Origin of the sequence: Marinobacter sp. Hex_13 (assembly GCF_001566815.1) — a bacterium.
GTDB classification, from domain to species: domain Bacteria; phylum Pseudomonadota; class Gammaproteobacteria; order Pseudomonadales; family Oleiphilaceae; genus Marinobacter; species Marinobacter salarius.
Genome location: NZ_LSMM01000042.1, coordinates 21,104 through 38,544, shown reverse-complemented (window position 1 = coordinate 38,544; position 17,441 = coordinate 21,104). Strand labels below are relative to the sequence as shown.

Sequence of the window (17,441 nt, the reverse complement as noted above, 5' to 3'; positions counted from 1 at the left end):
ATGAGCGCCGGACTACACTTCCGGGTTGGCCAGCGCTTCGGCAGCCCCCAACAAACCGGTGTACCCATCCATCACCACGTAAACCGGCGTTGATTCCAGCAGGGGACGCATCCGCCCCTTGTCTTCGAAACCTTTCTGGAACGGGCTTTCCAGGAAGAAATCGATGAACCTGGGGAGAATGCCTCCGCACAGGTAAACACCCCCAGTGCCGCCGAGAGTCAGAACCCCATTGCCGGCAACGCGCCCAAGAATCTCGCAGAAGTGCCGCAAAGTCTGGCGGGCAAGCAGATCAGACTGATCCAACGCGGCGGCGGTTATTTTCTCCGGCGCATCCAGGGGGGCGGCCACGCCCTGTATCTCTGCGTGGGCCTGGTAAAGGTTCAGCAAACCCTGACCACACAGGATACGTTCGACGGAAACGCGACCGAACCGGGCCTTCAGAATCCGCAGGATAGCCATCTCGGTGTCGTCTGTCGGGGCAAAGTCCACGTGACCACCCTCAGTCATCAGCGGCACCCAGCCATGCTGCAACGGAACCAACCCCGACACTCCCAGGCCGGTACCCGGACCGATAACCAGCCGGGGGCGCGCCGCATTGCCCGGGCCGCCGCAAACGTGGACCAGCTTATCGGCACTGACATGGGGAACCCCGAGGGCCATGGCAGTAAAGTCATTGATCACTTTGAACGCACCCCAACCAAACCGCCTGCGAACCTCCTCGCTGTCGAAACGCCAGTGGTTGTTGGTCATCCGCACCTGGGTACCCTGGACTGGCGATGCTACCGCAAGACAGACATCCTGCACCTCCCCTACGCCGCAGCGGGCAAGGTAATCAACGATGGCAGCATCAAGATTGTCGTAGTCCCCGCAGGCAAGGACTTCAACAGCCTCAGGGGTAACGTCACCGGAGCGAACGAGAGCAAACCTGGCGTTGGTACCCCCGATGTCTCCTACCAGCGAGTAGTTGTCTTTCGTCATGCGTCGTGATTCCAGAAAAAGCTGGCGCCCTCTTCCGGGTTGCTGGCGGCTTTGCGCATCCAGCCAAACAGCTCCCGGCCCAGGCCGTGATGATAACTGCTCAGGTCCGCTTTTTCTGCCTCGCGGCTGGCAAATTCCTCAGCCGACACCTCAATCTCCAGTGTTCCGGCAACCGCGTCCAGATTGATCACGTCGCCATTGCGCACCCGGCAAAGCTCCCCACCATTCGCCGCTTCCGGATAGACGTGTATGGCTGCCGGCACCTTACCGGACGCTCCGGACATGCGACCATCGGTAACCAGCGCAACCTTATAGCCACGGTCCTGAAGCACACCAAGATACGGCGTCAGCTTGTGCAATTCAGGCATGCCGTTGGCTTTCGGGCCCTGGAACCGGACCACCACAACGCAATCGCGGTTGAGGTCACCCGCATCGAAGGCCGCCTTGAGTTCGTTCTGGTCATTGAACACAACAGCCGGTGCCTTCACTACGCGGTGCTCCTCCGCCACGGCCGACACCTTGATCACGCCACGGCCAAGATTGCCATCCAGAACCCGCAACCCGCCGTCCGGCGCAAAGGGCTCCGCCGCCGTACTCAGCACATCCGGCTTGGCACTTTTCTCAGGCGCCGGCTTCCACACCAGCTTGTCATTCTCCAGTTCCGGCATTCGTGCGTACTGTTCCAGCCCATGCCCCACAACCGTCTCAACGTCATTATGAAGCAGACCGGCACTCAGCAACTCACGGATCAGGAACGGCGTTCCCCCCGCTTCGTGGAAGGCGTTCACGTCTTCCTGGCCGTTGGGATAAATACGCGTCATCGAAGGTACCGCCGATGACAACTCGGAGTAGTCGTTCCAGTCGACAATGATGCCGGCGGCTCGGGCGATGGCGATCCAGTGAATGGTGTGATTGGTGGAGCCACCGGTCACCAGCAGCGCCACCAGCGCATTCACGATACTCTTTTCGTCCACCATGTCGCCCAGACCCAACGTGCCTCCGTGGGGCTTGGACAGCCGGATAACCTGTTCGGTTGCCTCACGGGTCAAGGCTTCACGTAGTGGCGTACCCGGGTTCACGAAGGCCGACCCTGGCAGATGCAGCCCCATTACCTCCACCAGAAGCTGATTACTGTTGGCGGTACCATAGAACGTGCAGGTACCGGGGCTGTGGTAGGACTGGGATTCCGCCTCCAGCAGCTCGTCTTTACCGATCTTGCCCTCGGCGTAGAGCTGGCGAATGCGCTGCTTCTCTTTATTGGGCAGCCCAGACGGCATGGGACCAGCCGGCACCAGAATGGTCGGCAGGTAGCCGAAGCTCAGCGACCCGATCAGCAAACCAGGAACGATTTTGTCGCAGATGCCGAGCAACATGGTGGCATCGAACATATTATGACTCAGGGCGACCGACGTACTCATGGCGATGGTGTCGCGTGAAAAAAGGCTCAGCTCCATGCCCGGCTGGCCCTGGGTCACACCGTCACACATGGCCGGGGTGCCACCGGCAAACTGCGCCACCGAGCCCATTCCGTTGGCCGCCTTGCGAATCACGTCCGGAAAGTCCTGATAAGGCTGGTGGGCCGACAACATGTCGTTGTAGGCGGAGACAATGGCCACATTGGCCTTGTTCATGAATTTGAGGGTGTCTTTATCGGACTGGTTACAGGCGGCAAAGCCATGAGCCAGGTTGCCGCAGGACAGCGTGCTGCGCTGGGGTGACTGGGCTTTGAGCTCGCCCATCCTGTCCAGATAATCCTGCCGGGTAGCGCGACTGCGCTCGATGATCCGCTTGGTAACCGCGTCTACGGTCGGGTGCATAGTGGGTCTCCTGAAACTTGTTATCTAATTACTTTTTTATTCCCGTAAGTTTACTTTCTTTTTTTGCTACTTTCACCCGCCAGCCATTCATTTTTCCATTATTTGTTGTTATATTTACTACATCAGAAACTGAAACGAACAATAAACAAACAAATCTGGAGCCAGAACATGACTATTCGTATCGCAATTAACGGCTTTGGTCGCATTGGCCGCAATGTTCTCCGCGCACTTTATGAAAACGACTACCGAAATGAGCTTCAGGTGGTTGCCATCAACGACCTGGGAGACGCGGAAACCAACGCTCACCTACTCAAATACGACAGCGTGCACGGTCGCTTCAACGGCATTGTGAACCACGATGCCGAATCACTCTCCGTCAACGGTGACCGCATCGCCATCACCGCCATCCGTAACCCCGAAGAACTGCCGTGGAAAGACTACCATGTGGATGTGGTCTTCGAGTGCACTGGCCTGTTTACCGCCCGTGACAAGGCAGAGGGTCACCTCAAGGCCGGCGCACGCAAAGTCATTATCTCAGCCCCCTCTTCTGACGCCGACGCGATGGTTGTCTACGGGGTCAACGACGACGTTCTGACCGCCGAACACAACATCATCTCCAACGCCTCCTGCACCACCAACTGCCTGGCACCGGTTGTTGAAGCATTGCACAGGAAAATTGGCATTGAGAGTGGCCTGATGACCACGATCCACTCGTACACCAATGACCAGAAACTGAGCGACGTCTACCACTCTGACCTGTATCGCGCGCGCTCGGCCACCCAGTCCATGATCCCGACAAAAACCGGTGCAGCCGCAGCCATTGGCAAGGTGATCCCGGAACTGTCCGGAAAACTTGACGGACTGGCCGTGCGGGTTCCTACTATCAACGTTTCCCTGGTGGATTTCGGCTTCATCGCCAGCCGCGACACCACCGTGGAAGAAATCAACGAGGTCGTGAAAGCTGCAGCGGAAAACAACCCGGTCCTTGGCTACAACGCAGAGAAACTGGTTAGTGTGGACTTCAACCACAACGCCCTGTCCAGCATTTTCGACGCCAATCACACACGGGCCATGGGCCGTCACGCGAAAGTCATGGCCTGGTACGACAATGAATGGGGCTTCTCCAACCGGATGCTCGACAACGCTGTTGCACTGATGAAAAAGGCGAGCCAGTAACTCTGCTCACCTGCCACTTCGTCCAGCACAACCGGAAAGCTTCACTGAAAAACAAAAGGAAACTGGAACCATGTTAAGGCGCACCAAGATCGTCGCCACTCTCGGCCCCGCCACCGATTCACCGGAATCACTGTCGGCTATTATTGCTGCAGGCGTCGATGTTACGAGATTGAATTTTTCCCACGGCAGTGCGGAAGACCACATCCAACGCGCCCTGCGGGTGCGGGAATCTGCCGCCGCCAACGGCCGGTTTGTCGCCCTGCTCGCCGACCTTCAGGGGCCAAAACTTCGTATCGCACGCTTCGCGGAAAACAAGGTGACCCTCAAGGCCGGCCAGCAGTTTATCCTGGACGCCAGCATGGACAAGGAAGCCGGCAATGAAGAGCGCGTCGGCATTGACTACGAGCAACTGATTGAAGACGTCAAGCCAGGCGACATCCTGGTACTGGACGACGGCCGCATCGAGATGGAAGTCGAGTCCGTTGACGGCACCAGCATCTCCTCCCGCGTTCTTATCGGCGGCCCCCTGTCCAACAACAAGGGCCTCAACAAGCGCGGCGGCGGCCTCTCCGCCGAAGCCCTGACCGAGAAAGACAAGCAGGACATCAAAACCGCCGCCCGCCTGGGCGCCGATTATGTCGCGGTGTCGTTTGTACGCACTGCCGAAGACATGCACGTTGCCCGCCGCCTGCTGAAGGAAGCTGGCTCGGAAGCACGCCTGGTTGCCAAGATTGAACGCGCGGAACTGGCCCACGATAACGCCGCCCTGGATGCGGTCATCGATGCGTCGGACGCGGTTATGGTGGCCAGGGGCGACCTAGCTGTTGAGATTGGCGACGCCGAGCTGGTGGGCGTTCAGAAGCACATCATCAACCGCGCCCGCGCCCTGAACACGGTGGTGATTACCGCCACCCAGATGATGGAGTCGATGATCGAAAACCCGATGCCGACCCGGGCGGAGGTTTCCGACGTGGCGAACGCGGTGATGGACTACACCGACGCGGTCATGCTGTCTGCAGAAACGGCGGTCGGCGACTACCCCACGGAAGCGGTGGAAGCCATGGTGCGAATTTGCATGGGCGCAGAAAAGCATCCGTCGATGCATCAGTCCAAGCACCGCATTCATGAAAGCATGGAGCATGTGGATGAGGCGATCGCCCTGTCTGCCATGTACGCGGCCAATCACCTGGACGGTGTGACGTCGATTATCTGCATGTCGGAAACCGGTGCCACTCCCCTGCTGATGTCGCGCATCAAATCCAGCCTTCCGATTTTTGCCTTCTCGCGCAATCACTCTACCCAGCATCGGGTAACGATGTTCCGTGGTGTACAGACGGTACCCTTTGATTCGGCGACGATTCCGCCCGAGCAGACAAACTCGCGCGCGGTGGCTGAGCTGGTTCGGATGGGGGCCGTCAAAGAGGGTGACCTGGTGGTGATTACCAAGGGCGATTATGTGAATGCCCAGGGCGGCACGAACACTATGAAGATTGTTCGTGTTGGGGCTGATATTCGCTAGACGGGAATTGGGAGGTGTCGTCTTTTGTAGCCTGATGGTTTTGGTGCCTTGAGGCTGCGGGGCGGGGCTTCCCAAAACCGCTACGAGCACATCCATGTGCGCTTGGAATTGGCCATCCTTGGCCAATTACATTTTGGGAAGCCCCGCCCCGCAGCCTCTTGTTTGAACTGACCAGTTATCGCCAGACAGCACTTTTAGCGTTCGTGTTATTCGTGCCGAATCTTATATCTGCTTAAAACACTTGCCGTATCCACACCTTATACATGACCAAAGCACCGAAAGCGCTATCTTAAGAGTCAGAACAAGCGGTTGGTGGCAGGGCCGTTCGGGAATGTAATTGGCCACGGATGGCCAATTCCAAGCGCACATGGATGTGCTCGTAGCGTTTCCCGAACGGCCCTGCCACCAACCGCGAAAACTCCAATCAATCAGGCTACAGACCAATAGGAAAACTTAAAGGTCAGCAAGGCTCCCACGAACAATCTCAGAAATCTGCCCCCAATCACCGGAAGCAACGGCATCACCAGGGGTCAACCAGGTGCCACCAACGGCCGAGACGTTCTTAAGGGCCAGATAGTCCTTGGCAGTGTTGCGGCGGATACCGCCGGTCGGGCAGAAGGTAACGTCCGGGAAAGGGCCAGAGAACGCCTTCAGGGCGGGGATACCGCCGGCGACTTCGGCTGGGAAGAACTTGAATTCACGGTAGCCAAGGTTGTAGCCAACCATCAGCTCCGAAATCGTTGAAATGCCCGGCAGCAACGGCGCTTCCGAAGTCACACCGAATTCCAGAATGGCCTCGGTGACACCCGGCGTGATCACGAACTGGGCGCCGGCGGCTTCAACCTGCCGGTACTGGGCAATACTGGTGACCGTGCCCGCCCCAACCCAGGCATCCGGGATCGCTTTTCGTACCTGCTCAATGGCCTTCACGCCATGAGGGGTACGCAAGGTGATTTCCAGTACTCGAATGCCACCATCAACCAAAGCCTGACACAGTGGCAGCGCTTCGTCCGGGTGGTTAATGGTAATCACCGGAACAAGCGGGGAAGCGTTCAAGACCGCCTGGACGCGCTCGCGGTGGAAGTCAGACAATTGGTTCATACATATCTCCGGTATAACAAATCTCGGGCGAACAGCCTTAAGCGCTCCAATAAACCTGCAGCCCCGGTTTCAGGAAAGCGCGGATGGGCATTTCGCGGATGTTTTCGATATCGCTGCAGGCACCCTGCAGGGTTTTCAGCTTGTCGTCCCCCTTCAGGTGCAATGCCGTAAAACCCGCACGGCTCAGGGCACGCAGCGTCAGCGTAATGCGCTTCTGGGGCTGGGAAGGTGGCGTCATGGGGGCCACGATGGCAGCCGAATCCGTATCAAGAGCTTGATCCAACTCCGGCGCATCTGGAAACAATGACGCCGTATGGCCGTCGTTGCCCATACCCAGGATCAGCACATCCAGCGGAAGGTGGAGCTCCTCAAGGGCTGTTTCCGCGGCCGCCAAGCCGTCAGCCGGCGTGTCGCCTGGCTGCTTGAGGGACAGGTACCGGGCTTCCGAGGCAGGGCCTTGTAACAGACTTTCCCGCACCAGGCGGGTATTGCTGTCGTTATCGTCTTCGGAGACCCAGCGCTCGTCCGCCAGCAGCACGTCAATGCGCGCCCAATCCAACGGCTTCTCCCGCAAGGCCTCGAAAAAAGGCAGCGGGGTTGAGCCGCCAGACACCACCAGACTGGCGCGGGGTGCAATCAGCAGCCGTTCCGAGAGGTGTTTTGCGACTGCATCCGCCAGCGCAACCGCCGTATCACCAGGGGTGTCGAAAAAATACGCATCCACTGACTCCGGCAGGTTCAGGTCATGCATCTTCATACCAGCTCCTTCCGTCACGGGTAATCATGGCGATGGAGGCAACCGGCCCCCAGGTTCCTGCGGCATAGCGTTTTGGCGGTATGCCACTGTCGTCCCAGTTGCGCATGATCTGGTCAACCCATTGCCAGGCGTGCTCCACTTCGTCACGACGGACGAACAGATACTGATTACCCTTCATGACCTCCCAGAGCAGACGCTCGTAAGCATCCGGTATGCGGTCGGTCTCGAAGGTTTCCGAGAACGTCAGCTCCAATGGCCCCTGGCGCAGGCGCATTCCCTTATCCAGCCCCTGGTCCTTGGTCAGAATTTGCAGGGACATACCCTCGTCCGGCTGCAAACGGATGATGAGTTTATTGTTCGCCAGGTGCTTCTGATCCGGATCAAAGATGTAGTGTGGCGCCGGCTTGAAGTGAATGATGATCTGCGACAGCTTCTCCGGCAGGCGCTTACCCGTACGGATGTAGAACGGTACGCCAGACCAGCGCCAGTTATCGATCTCGGCTTTCAGGGCCACAAAGGTTTCGGTCTTGCTGCCGCGCGCCGCGCCCTCTTCCTCCAGATAGCCCGGCACGGGCTTTCCGCCACTGGTGCCAGCGGTGTACTGCCCGCGCACCACATGGGTATCCATCATGTCCGGAGTGATGCGGCGCATCGCCTTCAGCACTTTCACCTTCTCATTGCGGATACTGTCTGCAGACAGGTCCGACGGTGGATCCATGGCGATCAGGCACAGGAGTTGAAGAAGGTGGTTCTGAACCATATCGCGAACCTGACCGGCTTTATCGAAATAGCCCCAGCGGCCCTCAATACCGACGCTCTCAGCCACCGAAATTTCAACATGGGAAATATGGTTCTGGTCCCACTGGGAAGCGAATAGGTTGTTAGCAAACCGAAGCGCGATGAGGTTCTGTACCGTTTCCTTACCCAGGTAATGGTCGATACGGAACAACTGGTTCTCGTTATAAACCTCACCCAACTCGTCATTGATGACCTTGGACGACTCAAGGTCGTGACCAATCGGCTTCTCTACAACCACCCGGGTGTTCTGGTCGCAACAGTTATTTCCCCGGAGGTTGCGTGAAATCTCACCGTACATGGCCGGTGGTGTGGCCATGTAGACGATCAGATTGCTGGGTTCCTTGCTGCGCCAGTCATTGAGGACGCTGTAACCTTCAGGGTTGGTGAAATCGAGGAACTGGTAATCCACGCGCTGCAGGAATTTCTCGGCCACGTCGGTATCAAACTCGTCTTTCCTGACATGCTCTTTCAACTTACCAAGAAGCGTCTTACGAACCTCGCCGCTGTCTGCCTTGTTTCTCGCGATTGCCAGAATACGAGTGCCCTTGTGGAGCAGTCCGGCCCGCTCAAGCTGATACAGCGCGGGAAACAGTTTGCGTTGCGCCAGATCACCAAGCGCACCAAACATCATCAAGTCACAGCGGGTATTTATCGGATCAGCCATCGGTTCCTTCTCTCTTTGTTTTCATGCAGCAATACACCGCCGCACGACTCGAGGCGTCAATGTAGTAATTTTATGCAAATAATGACACCCGAAATTAAATTTTCCAAGGATATTTTCCAATTAATGACACTTTTACTACCACAAACCTACCAAAAACACGCTATAATCAGCGCGGATTTTCACAAGAACGCCGATGATTCAGGGAGTATCCCAAATGGCTGCGAACCAGGCGCAACGCGATGACAACCTGCTCGAAGATATCCAGCTAAGACTGGACACGCTCAATAAATCAGAGCGCAAGGTTGCCGAGGCGATTCTTCGCGACCCAAGTGCCGCCACCCGTTACAGCATTGCCGCTCTGGCCAGGGCGGCGGACGTCAGTGAACCGACCGTCAACCGTTTCTGTCGCGGCTTTTCAGCCACCGGCTTTCCCGATTTCAAGATACGCCTGGCCCAGAGCATTGCCACTGGCACGCCGTACATTGGTCAGAACGTGGAGCCCGACGACACTGTCGCAGAGTTCTCTGACAAGATCATGCTCAGCACCATTGCCAGCCTCGACAAGGCACGTCAGGCCCTTGATCCAAAAGCACTGGCGTCGGCCATCGACTATCTGATCCAGGCCAAGCAGATCAACTTCTTCGGCATGGGCGGCTCCGCACCGGTTGCCATGGACGCCCAGCACAAGTTCTTCCGCTTTAATATCCCGGTCATGTCGTACGATGACGCCCTGATGCAGCGCATGGTAGCCGCAGGGGCCACCAAGGGCGATGTCATCGTGCTTATTTCCTATACCGGGCGCACCCGTGAAACCGTTGAAATTGCACAGCACGCCCGCACCAACGGCGCTACCGTTATCGGCATCACCATGCCTGACTCGCCACTGGCAGACGTCTGCACGGTGGTCATTGAAGTAACGGCGCCGGAGGACACCGAGGTTTACATGCCGATGTCCTCTCGTATTATTCACCTGACAGTGATCGACATCCTCGCGACCGGCGTCACCCTCAAGCGCGGGGCGGATTTCCTGGGCCATCTGAAAAAAATCAAGGAAAGCCTGAAACCTACCCGCTTCCCAATGACCTAAACGCGCGGCTTTCAAAGGTAGCAAAGCCACTGATTTAGTGTCTCATCCTTCTACGCCCCTCCTCCCCCTGAAAACTCACCCCCCTTTTTCTTCAGGGCGGAGGATGCACTACCCCTCCCGTTACAGGACTATGAAATCCGGTTTCCCAATGTCTGATTGGCAGAAGCTGCAATCAAGGGAACCGGAAGCCTGATCCGGAACTGACTGTCCACGACACGATGCCGGAACTTCCGCTTCCCTGACATTCAAAAAAGACAAAAAGCACAGGACACAGATGATGCAAAACAATAAGCGCTTTTTCCCGAACAAACTCCCGCTTGCGGCTGCAGTCACAGCTGCCATCATGGCTACGCCCGCCATCGCCGTTGATTTTCATGGCTATGCCCGCTCAGGTCTTTCCACCAACACCAGCAGTGGCGGGGAACAAACCTGTTTCGGTAGCGGTGCCAACGGCCACTTTGTCGGACGCCTTGCAGACGAATGCGACACTTATGCGGAACTGGCCTTTGGTGACCAGCTCTTCAGCCAGGACGGTAAAACGTTCCGCTTCGACTCCATGGTCTCCTACGAAGCCATCAACCAGGGTAACGACTACCAGGCATTTGACGGCGCCGACGATGTCAACGGCGTCGATTTTGCCGGCGAGGAAACCACTCGCAACAACGGCAACCCCTATAGCGGCGGCGAAGTAGCGGTGCGTCAGCTTTACGTGTCCGGCACCAACGTCATCGAATCTCTGCCTGGAGCCACACTCTGGGCTGGCAAGCGCTTCTACAAGCGTCATGACGTGCACCAGCTAGACCTGTTCTACATCAACAACTCCGGCTACGGCGCGGGCGTTGAAAACATTCAGGCCGGTGCTGGCCAGTTCTCTGCTGCATGGATCAACTTTGACAAGCAGGAAAGCGACACCATCGTTCAGAACAACAAGCTGGACCTGCGCTACGCCTTCCCGGTTGGCGAAAGCACGCTGACACTGGCGGGCATCTATGGCATGGCTGACTTGACCGATGAGCAGGAGGCCGCTGGCATCATGGACGAAGACGGCTTCTTCGGTACCATTGAACTGTCATCTGGTTTCATGGGTGGCTTTAACAAATTCGTCCTGCAGTATGCGACCGACTCCCTGGGCGAAGCCGCCTTTGCCAACCAGGGCGGCAACGCGAGCCTCAACGCCCCTTACTACGACGGCACGCTCGAGAAGAGCTGGCGCGTGTTGAACCACGGCGTGGTCAAGCTCGGAGGCCCTTGGGAGCTTGGCTACTCCGCCCTGTACTCCAAAGGTGAAACCTACGGCCCGATCAACGAAGAGGAACCCACCCGCCTGAGTGTTGTTGCTCGCCCGATCTACAACTGGAACTCCGTGACCAGCACAGCTCTGGAAATCGGCTATGAGGATGTGCACCACCCCTACAACGACGAAGAAACCGACCTGCAGAAAGTTGCCATTGCGCAACAGTGGAGCGCAGGCCCCGGTTACTGGGCGCGCCCGGTGATTCGTGCCTACGCGGCAGCGTTCTTCGGCGATCAGGCGGAAGCCGCTCGTAGTGAAGGCATCGATGGCGACATCCAGATCGGTGCCCAGATCGAAGCCTGGTGGTAAGGCTCTAAACACCACACACTCTCGTTGGACCTCCTTGGGCCGGCTTTTCAGCCGGCCCTTTTTTGTACGCACCACTCCTCTATTCTCTACTCCCCATACTCCCCTCAGACTACGCCCGCAAAAGTCCATTGCCGAAGGATGTGTGGCCGAGCTCTTCGCGCAACCATGATCCTGCAACGTTTGCGTACAGGTTCTGCCGGTTCGCAAGCAACATCCCAAACAACAACAATGGAAAAAGGATACGCGTTATGCCTGACCATAAACTGGTTGCAGGCGGCTGGGCCTTGGCTTTGTCCCTGGCTCTTGTCGGTTGCAACTCCGGTAGCAACAGCTCATCTTCAGACTCCGGCGACGGCGGAGGCGGGGACTCCACCGCCCTGCTGGAACCCGGCGACAACGAAGCCATCCTCTATTACAAACGCCCCGCCGGCGACTATGACGGCTGGGGGCTCCATCTCTGGAACGACGCCGCAGCCGGTTGCGATGGTCTGGCGGAAGGCGTGCCGACCGAGTGGACCGACCCACACACCGCCAGTGGCGTGAACGACACCTACGGCGCCTATTACATCATTCCCATGCGCGACGGCGGCGACTGCATGAACTTCATCATGCACAAGGGCGATGAAAAAGACCTGGGTGATAATGATAAACGCTGGCACTTCGGCGCCCTGGGCAATCGTATTTTCACGATCAGCGGCAGTCAGTTGCTCTCCCCCGACCCGATCGAAGCCGAGGAACTGGCCGTCGACGGCGCCAAGGCTCACTGGCTGGACGCCAATACGCTCGTCTTTGCCGACACCGCCGCGGCGACCCGAGTCGAACTTCGATATGACGCTGGCGCCGGCATCACTGTCGATAACACCGATAAAACCCTGAACGGGGGCACCGTTATTGAGCTGAGCGCAACCACCCTCTCGCCAGAGCTGGAAGAGGCCTTCCCCCATCTTGCAGACTGGCCAGCCTATAGCGTGGACACCGACAGTCAGACCAAAATGGACGCTTTGCGCGGCCAACTGATTGCCGGCGCTTACAATGGCAATGATGAGCTGATGTCGGCTACCCGCCTTCAGATCCCGGGTGTGCTCGACGATCTCTATGCCTATGACGGCACTCTGGGCGCAACCGTTAGCGGTGCCGATACCGGGTTTGCGGTTTGGGCCCCAACGGCCCAGAGCCTGCGCCTGCACGTGTTCAATGCCGACGGCAGCATGGTGAGCGGCTATCCGGTAGACATGACCCGGGATAACGGTGTCTGGAGGCATACCGGCAACACCGCCGATGTCGACCGTAAGTTCTACCAGTATGAGGTGACGGTCTACCACCCCCGTACCGATGCCATCGAAACCACCATGACATCGGACCCCTATGCCCTGAGCCTTTCTGAAAATGGCGTGTATGCGCAGGTCGTCGATTTGGCTGACAGCGACCTGAAACCGGCCAACTGGGACAGCCTGACCCCACCGACAGTGCAGGCCCCCGAGGATGTCGTGGTGTATGAGACCCATATTCGCGATTTCAGCGCCACCGACGAAACCGTTGCAGCTGCCAACCGGGGCAAGTACGCCGCCTTTACGGAATCCATCAGCGATGGCGTCACTCACCTGGAAAGCCTGGCGAACGCCGGCATCACCCATCTCCACCTGCTGCCGTCTTTCGATATCGCAACGATCAACGAAAACCCGGCCGAGGTGGTCAATATCGACGACGACTTCAGCAAACTGTGCGACCTGTCTGACGAAGCCGCAGCGAACTATGCGGACCTCTGCGGCAGTGGCGACACCATCCGCACGGTCCTGGCATCCTTCGACCCTGCAACCGGCGATGCCCAGGCGCTGTATGGCACTTTTCGTGGCCTCGACAGCTTCAACTGGGGCTATGACCCGGTGCACTACACCGTTCCCGAGGGCAGCTACGCCTCCGATGCCAACGGGGTGACCCGGATACGGGAATTCCGTGAAATGGTGCAGTCTGCCACCAATCTGGGTCTGAACGTGGTCCTGGATGTGGTCTACAACCACACCAACGCCTCCGGGCTTGCCGACAAGTCGGTTCTCGACAAACTGGTCCCCGGCTACTACCACCGCCAGAACCCCGAAACCGGCGTTGTTGAGCAGTCAACCTGCTGTGAAAACACCGCGTCCGAGCACCGGATGATGGAAAAGCTGATGATCGACTCCCTGGTCACCTGGGCGTCGGAGTACGGCATTTCCGGGTTCCGCTTTGACCTGATGGGGCATCACATGCTGTCGAATATGGAAAAGGCGCTGGATGCCGTAACTGCGGTCGATCCAGACACCTACTTCTACGGTGAGGGCTGGAACTTCGGTGAAGTCGCCAATAATGCGCGTGGCGTCAACGCCATCCAGCCAAACATGGCCGGAACGGGCATCGGCTCCTTCAACGATCGCCTGCGTGACGCCGTACGTGGTGGCGGCCCCTTCGATGGCGGTGACGCACTGCGCGCCAACCAGGGCTTCAGCAATGGTCTGTTCAGCATCCCCAACGACCGAAACAGCGGCAGCGACGCTGAGAAAACCCGCCTGCTGCAGATCAGCGACTGGATCCGCGTTGGCATTGCCGGCAGCCTGAGCGACTATTCGTTGATCACCGCCGATGGCACCACCAGAACCGGCGCGGAGATCGATTACAACGGTCAGAGTGCCGGGTATACCAGCGATCCCCAGGAAATCATCAACTACGTCTCCAAGCACGACAACCAGACGCTCTGGGACAACAACCAGTACAAGGCGGATTTCGCCGCCACGCTTCAGGAACGTGCCCAGATGCAGGTGGTGGGCCTTTCCGTCCCCATCCTCAGCCAGGGCATTCCCTTCATCCATATGGGCTCGGAACTGCTGCGTTCCAAATCCATGGAAAGGGACAGTTACGATTCCGGCGACTGGTTTAATGAAGTCGACTTCAGTTACCAGGAAACCGCCTGGAATCGTGGCCTGCCCCGTCAGGACAAGGACGGCGCGAACTGGGACCTGATCACCGAGATCATCGGCCAGTTCCAGGCCGGCCCAACGCCAAGCGAGATCGACTACACCCGCGAGCAGGTCGAGAAGTTGCTGATCGTTCGTAACGAAAGCGAGCTTTTCCGTCTACGCACCGCTGAACAGGTCAGTGAACGACTGTCGTTCCACAACACCGGACCCAGCCAGGTACCCGGCGTGATTGCCTTCAGTCTGGACGATGGCCCCGACAACGGCCTGACCGATCTGGACAGCGACGTGGATCAGGTCGTCGTGGTGATCAACAGCACAGGGACCCAACAGGCACTGGACACCAGCCTAAATGAGGCCTTTTCCGTGATGGCGGACACCTCCCCGGAACAGACCGCTGCAGCAGCGAACGGCACCTTCACGGTACCGGCCCTGTCAGTGGCTGTATTCAATCGATAAGGCCGCTGACAACGGCCCTGGCGGCCCCATGGAGGAACAGATCCCATGGGGCCAGCAACCATAAAGGAGACAATCATGAACAGGAAACTCACAACATTGGCTTTGGCCTCGGTTATGGCCATCACAGCCGGTTGCGCCACCACCGGTGGTGAACGCGACTACAGCAAATCCTTGTACCTACGCGGGCAATTTGCCTGGTGGGATGCACTGCCGGAGTACAAGGTCAAGAAAGTGGACAACGGGCTCTATCGCACGGAAGTGGAACTCAAGGCTGACGGGCAACCCTACGAGTTCAAGTTTGGTGATGCCAACTGGACGTCAGGCACCAATTGCGGCTATCTGTCGGAAGAAGACAAGGATGTTCAGTTGAACAAACCGGTAAAGACTAATTGCTCCGCGGTCTTCGAAAACTTCCGCTTTACCCCGCCCGAGACCGGTACCTATGGGTTCTACTTCGATGTACGCGGGGAGACCCCCGAAATCTACATCGACGAAGCCAACTAAAAAAGCCCGGGACGTTGCCCGGGCCTCTCGTGCAATGCAACAAGGCACCCGATACCGGGTGCCTTGTTGTTACGGCCGTTCTACTTCGGCGTTCTCTCTGAGGAACTGCTGATACGCCTGATACTCGCGCTGCCCCTCAAGCGATGCCAGGAAACCGCGAAGCTGCCGGAATTCACCACCATCCCGGTTCACGTCACCCTCGTTAACCGCATCGAGGGCCACGATGGTCGCGCTGTCATTGGACACCACCGAGCCGTAGACATTGTCTCCGTCACCAGGGCGTTGAAGTGAAAACACCTGGGACATGACAGCACCACCGAGCGATGGGTTGCTCCTGGGCTGATCCTCATAGGATTGCCACTCCTCAAGCCCCAGCTCTTCAATGTTCTTGCCGGATTCAAGGTCAGCGATGATCGCGTCAGCACGCTCTCTGAGCGCTTCACGAGTCTTCTGACTGGTCAGCGCCGCACGAATTTCATCGGCCACTTCTTCAAGCGGCTGCTGTTGTGCTTCCTGGTACTCACCCACCCGAGCTACGACGGACATGTTGTCGCCGACGTCAATCAGCTCGGTGTTAAAGCCTTCGGTCAATACATCCTCGGAAAACAACTGGCGGATCAGACCCGCGTGATCAAAGGGCGCTTCACCCCCGTTCCGGGTGATACCACTCTTTTCCCGCACTTCAAGACCCAGTTCTTCTGCTGGACCGGCCAGATCATCAGCCGCATAAGCCAGGTCAGCAAGCTCTGAGCGAACTTCGGCAAAACGCTCGGTGGCTTCACGCTGGGCAAGCTCACGGCGGAGTTGATCTTCCAATTCTGCCAATGGGGGTGCTTCGGTTTTCTGCACGTCCTCAAGCTTGATGAGATGAACACCGAAGCTGGTGGACACCGGATCGGATACTTCCCCTTCTTCAAGTGCAAATAGGGCTTCTTCAAAGGCCGGATCGTAGACACCACGCTCAGCAAAGCCCAGATCGCCCCCCTGCTCTGCGGAGACCGTATCCACGGAGAACTCTTCAGCCAGCGTTGCAAACGACTCACCGGCTGCCAGACGCTCCTGAATTGTCGCCATGGTCTCTTCAGCGTTCTCTCCATCCTCAATCAGGATGTGTGAGGCACGTCGTTCTTCGCGGGCCAGCTCAGAGGACCGCTGTTCATAATAGTCACGCAGTTGGTCATCACTGACATCGATGGTTTCGGCAAGTGCTGCCAGTGACAGAACGATGTAACTGGCATCCACGCTCTCAGGAAGCTTGAAGGCGTTCTGGTTCTCATCGTAGTACGCTTCCACATCGGCCTCGGTCACCTCCACCTGATCGCTCACAGCGTCTGCAGAAAGCGTCGTCACACGGAAGTCACGGGTCTGGTTCTGGATGCGCAGCAACTGGGCCACATTTTCATCCGTCACTACGCCACTCTGAGAGATACCGGCACGGATCTGGTTCACCACATACTGCTTGCGCATGGTTTCGCGAAACTCGGCAACGCCCATTCCCATATTCCTGACCGCAGAGACAAACCGGTCGCGGTTAAAGGTACCGTCTACCTGGAACTGGGGCATCTGGGTGATCAGGGAGTCAATATCGGCATCAGAGAGTTCCAGCCCCTGGTCTTCGGCGTTCAGGGTCATCACTTTCTGCTGGATCAGGGCATCGAGAACATCCTGACGAACCTGATCCTCATCCAGCAACGACGGATCTGGATTCTCCATCTCGGACAGGCGGCGTTGACTCTCAATCTGTACAACCCGGAGGAATTCCCTCTCGGTAATGTCTTCCCCATTGACCGTCGCCACTTCAGGCTCGCCGGAAAAACCACCGACAATCGCGTCCATTCCCCAGATAGAAAGTGAAACAATCAGAAGGCCAATGATGATTTTGGCAATGGTGCCCTGGGCATTTTCCCGAATATCTTGAAGCATGTCTCTCCCGGATCCCTGATCAAAGTCTGTGAGGGTCTCTTAACGTAAAAAGGCGCATTCTTTCAGGAATGCGCCTTGAATTCATCTGGAGCAGGCTGGCAGCGGTATCG

At 57.6% G+C, this 17,441-nt stretch carries 12 protein-coding genes; 6 read left to right on the top strand and 6 right to left on the bottom strand.

All coding sequences use genetic code 11. The annotated features are described in order from the left end of the window. Positions 1–12: 12 nt before the first annotated feature. Together AXW11_RS11275 and edd are read right to left on the bottom strand one after the other, a co-directional pair. The gene (locus AXW11_RS11275) at positions 13–978 is read right to left on the bottom strand and encodes a glucokinase (protein ID WP_041335516.1); all 966 of its coding nucleotides are present in this window, start codon (positions 976–978) and stop codon (positions 13–15) included. Next, complete coding sequence (gene edd / locus AXW11_RS11270; RefSeq protein ID WP_036205117.1) at positions 975–2,795, bottom strand: phosphogluconate dehydratase; 1,821 nt, start codon at positions 2,793–2,795, stop codon at positions 975–977. Before edd ends, AXW11_RS11275 begins: the two co-directional genes overlap by 4 nt. A gap of 168 nt (positions 2,796–2,963) precedes the next feature. On the opposite strand from edd, the gene gap reads away from it, so the two are divergent. Together gap and pyk are read left to right on the top strand one after the other, a co-directional pair. Further along, on the top strand, positions 2,964–3,971 hold the full coding sequence (gene gap, locus AXW11_RS11265) for a type I glyceraldehyde-3-phosphate dehydrogenase (protein WP_036205115.1): 1,008 nt from the start codon (positions 2,964–2,966) through the stop codon (positions 3,969–3,971). A gap of 70 nt (positions 3,972–4,041) precedes the next feature. After that, positions 4,042–5,490 (top strand): pyruvate kinase, encoded by a 1,449-nt coding sequence (gene pyk / locus AXW11_RS11260; protein ID WP_041335519.1) that lies wholly within the window; start codon positions 4,042–4,044, stop codon positions 5,488–5,490. Between the two features lie 453 nt (positions 5,491–5,943). Here pyk and AXW11_RS11255 read toward each other — a convergent pair whose 3' ends face one another. From AXW11_RS11255 to zwf, 3 genes are read right to left on the bottom strand one after another with little or no spacing between them, the layout of a single operon-like run. Beyond that, entirely contained in the window at positions 5,944–6,591 is a 648-nt protein-coding gene (locus AXW11_RS11255; RefSeq protein ID WP_091641413.1) for a bifunctional 4-hydroxy-2-oxoglutarate aldolase/2-dehydro-3-deoxy-phosphogluconate aldolase, read from the bottom strand. A 37-nt stretch (positions 6,592–6,628) separates the two neighbouring features. Next, the gene (gene pgl, locus AXW11_RS11250) at positions 6,629–7,342 is read right to left on the bottom strand and encodes a 6-phosphogluconolactonase (RefSeq protein ID WP_091641474.1); all 714 of its coding nucleotides are present in this window, start codon (positions 7,340–7,342) and stop codon (positions 6,629–6,631) included. After that, positions 7,335–8,810, bottom strand: a complete 1,476-nt coding sequence (gene zwf, locus AXW11_RS11245; RefSeq protein ID WP_091641416.1) for a glucose-6-phosphate dehydrogenase — start codon at positions 8,808–8,810, stop codon at positions 7,335–7,337. Before zwf ends, pgl begins: the two co-directional genes overlap by 8 nt. A gap of 214 nt (positions 8,811–9,024) precedes the next feature. Between zwf and AXW11_RS11240 the strand changes: the two genes are divergently transcribed. From AXW11_RS11240 to AXW11_RS11225, 4 genes are all read left to right on the top strand, one after another. Further along, complete coding sequence (locus AXW11_RS11240) at positions 9,025–9,897, top strand: MurR/RpiR family transcriptional regulator (RefSeq protein WP_007155673.1); 873 nt, start codon at positions 9,025–9,027, stop codon at positions 9,895–9,897. Positions 9,898–10,174: 277 nt separating this feature from the next. Then, positions 10,175–11,500 carry a carbohydrate porin gene (locus AXW11_RS11235; protein WP_085680128.1) on the top strand — a complete coding sequence of 442 codons (1,326 nt, stop codon included), beginning with the start codon at positions 10,175–10,177 and terminating at the stop codon, positions 11,498–11,500. A 248-nt stretch (positions 11,501–11,748) separates the two neighbouring features. Beyond that, the gene (pulA, locus tag AXW11_RS11230; protein WP_091641418.1) at positions 11,749–14,904 is read left to right on the top strand and encodes a pullulanase-type alpha-1,6-glucosidase; all 3,156 of its coding nucleotides are present in this window, start codon (positions 11,749–11,751) and stop codon (positions 14,902–14,904) included. 75 nt (positions 14,905–14,979) lie between these two features. Next, positions 14,980–15,408, top strand: coding sequence for an early set domain-containing protein (locus tag AXW11_RS11225; protein ID WP_085680126.1), 429 nt, complete (start codon positions 14,980–14,982; stop codon positions 15,406–15,408). A 69-nt stretch (positions 15,409–15,477) separates the two neighbouring features. Here AXW11_RS11225 and AXW11_RS11220 read toward each other — a convergent pair whose 3' ends face one another. Then, positions 15,478–17,331, bottom strand: coding sequence for a SurA N-terminal domain-containing protein (locus AXW11_RS11220; protein ID WP_091641421.1), 1,854 nt, complete (start codon positions 17,329–17,331; stop codon positions 15,478–15,480). Positions 17,332–17,441 lie beyond the last annotated feature (110 nt).

What these genes read in the sequence shown, in the direction of transcription:
- gap (WP_036205115.1), top strand. Translation starts at nt 2,964, where the DNA reads ATGACTATTCGTATCGCAATTAACGGCTTTGGTCGCATTGGCCGCAAT.
- zwf (WP_091641416.1), bottom strand. Translation starts at nt 8,810, where the DNA reads ATGGCTGATCCGATAAATACCCGCTGTGACTTGATGATGTTTGGTGCG.
- pulA (WP_091641418.1), top strand. Translation starts at nt 11,749, where the DNA reads ATGCCTGACCATAAACTGGTTGCAGGCGGCTGGGCCTTGGCTTTGTCC.
- AXW11_RS11220 (WP_091641421.1), bottom strand. Translation starts at nt 17,331, where the DNA reads ATGCTTCAAGATATTCGGGAAAATGCCCAGGGCACCATTGCCAAAATC.
- AXW11_RS11240 (WP_007155673.1), top strand. Translation starts at nt 9,025, where the DNA reads ATGGCTGCGAACCAGGCGCAACGCGATGACAACCTGCTCGAAGATATC.
- AXW11_RS11255 (WP_091641413.1), bottom strand. Translation starts at nt 6,591, where the DNA reads ATGAACCAATTGTCTGACTTCCACCGCGAGCGCGTCCAGGCGGTCTTG.
- pyk (WP_041335519.1), top strand. Translation starts at nt 4,042, where the DNA reads ATGTTAAGGCGCACCAAGATCGTCGCCACTCTCGGCCCCGCCACCGAT.
- AXW11_RS11275 (WP_041335516.1), bottom strand. Translation starts at nt 978, where the DNA reads ATGACGAAAGACAACTACTCGCTGGTAGGAGACATCGGGGGTACCAAC.
- pgl (WP_091641474.1), bottom strand. Translation starts at nt 7,342, where the DNA reads ATGCATGACCTGAACCTGCCGGAGTCAGTGGATGCGTATTTTTTCGAC.
- AXW11_RS11235 (WP_085680128.1), top strand. Translation starts at nt 10,175, where the DNA reads ATGCAAAACAATAAGCGCTTTTTCCCGAACAAACTCCCGCTTGCGGCT.
- AXW11_RS11225 (WP_085680126.1), top strand. Translation starts at nt 14,980, where the DNA reads ATGAACAGGAAACTCACAACATTGGCTTTGGCCTCGGTTATGGCCATC.
- edd (WP_036205117.1), bottom strand. Translation starts at nt 2,795, where the DNA reads ATGCACCCGACCGTAGACGCGGTTACCAAGCGGATCATCGAGCGCAGT.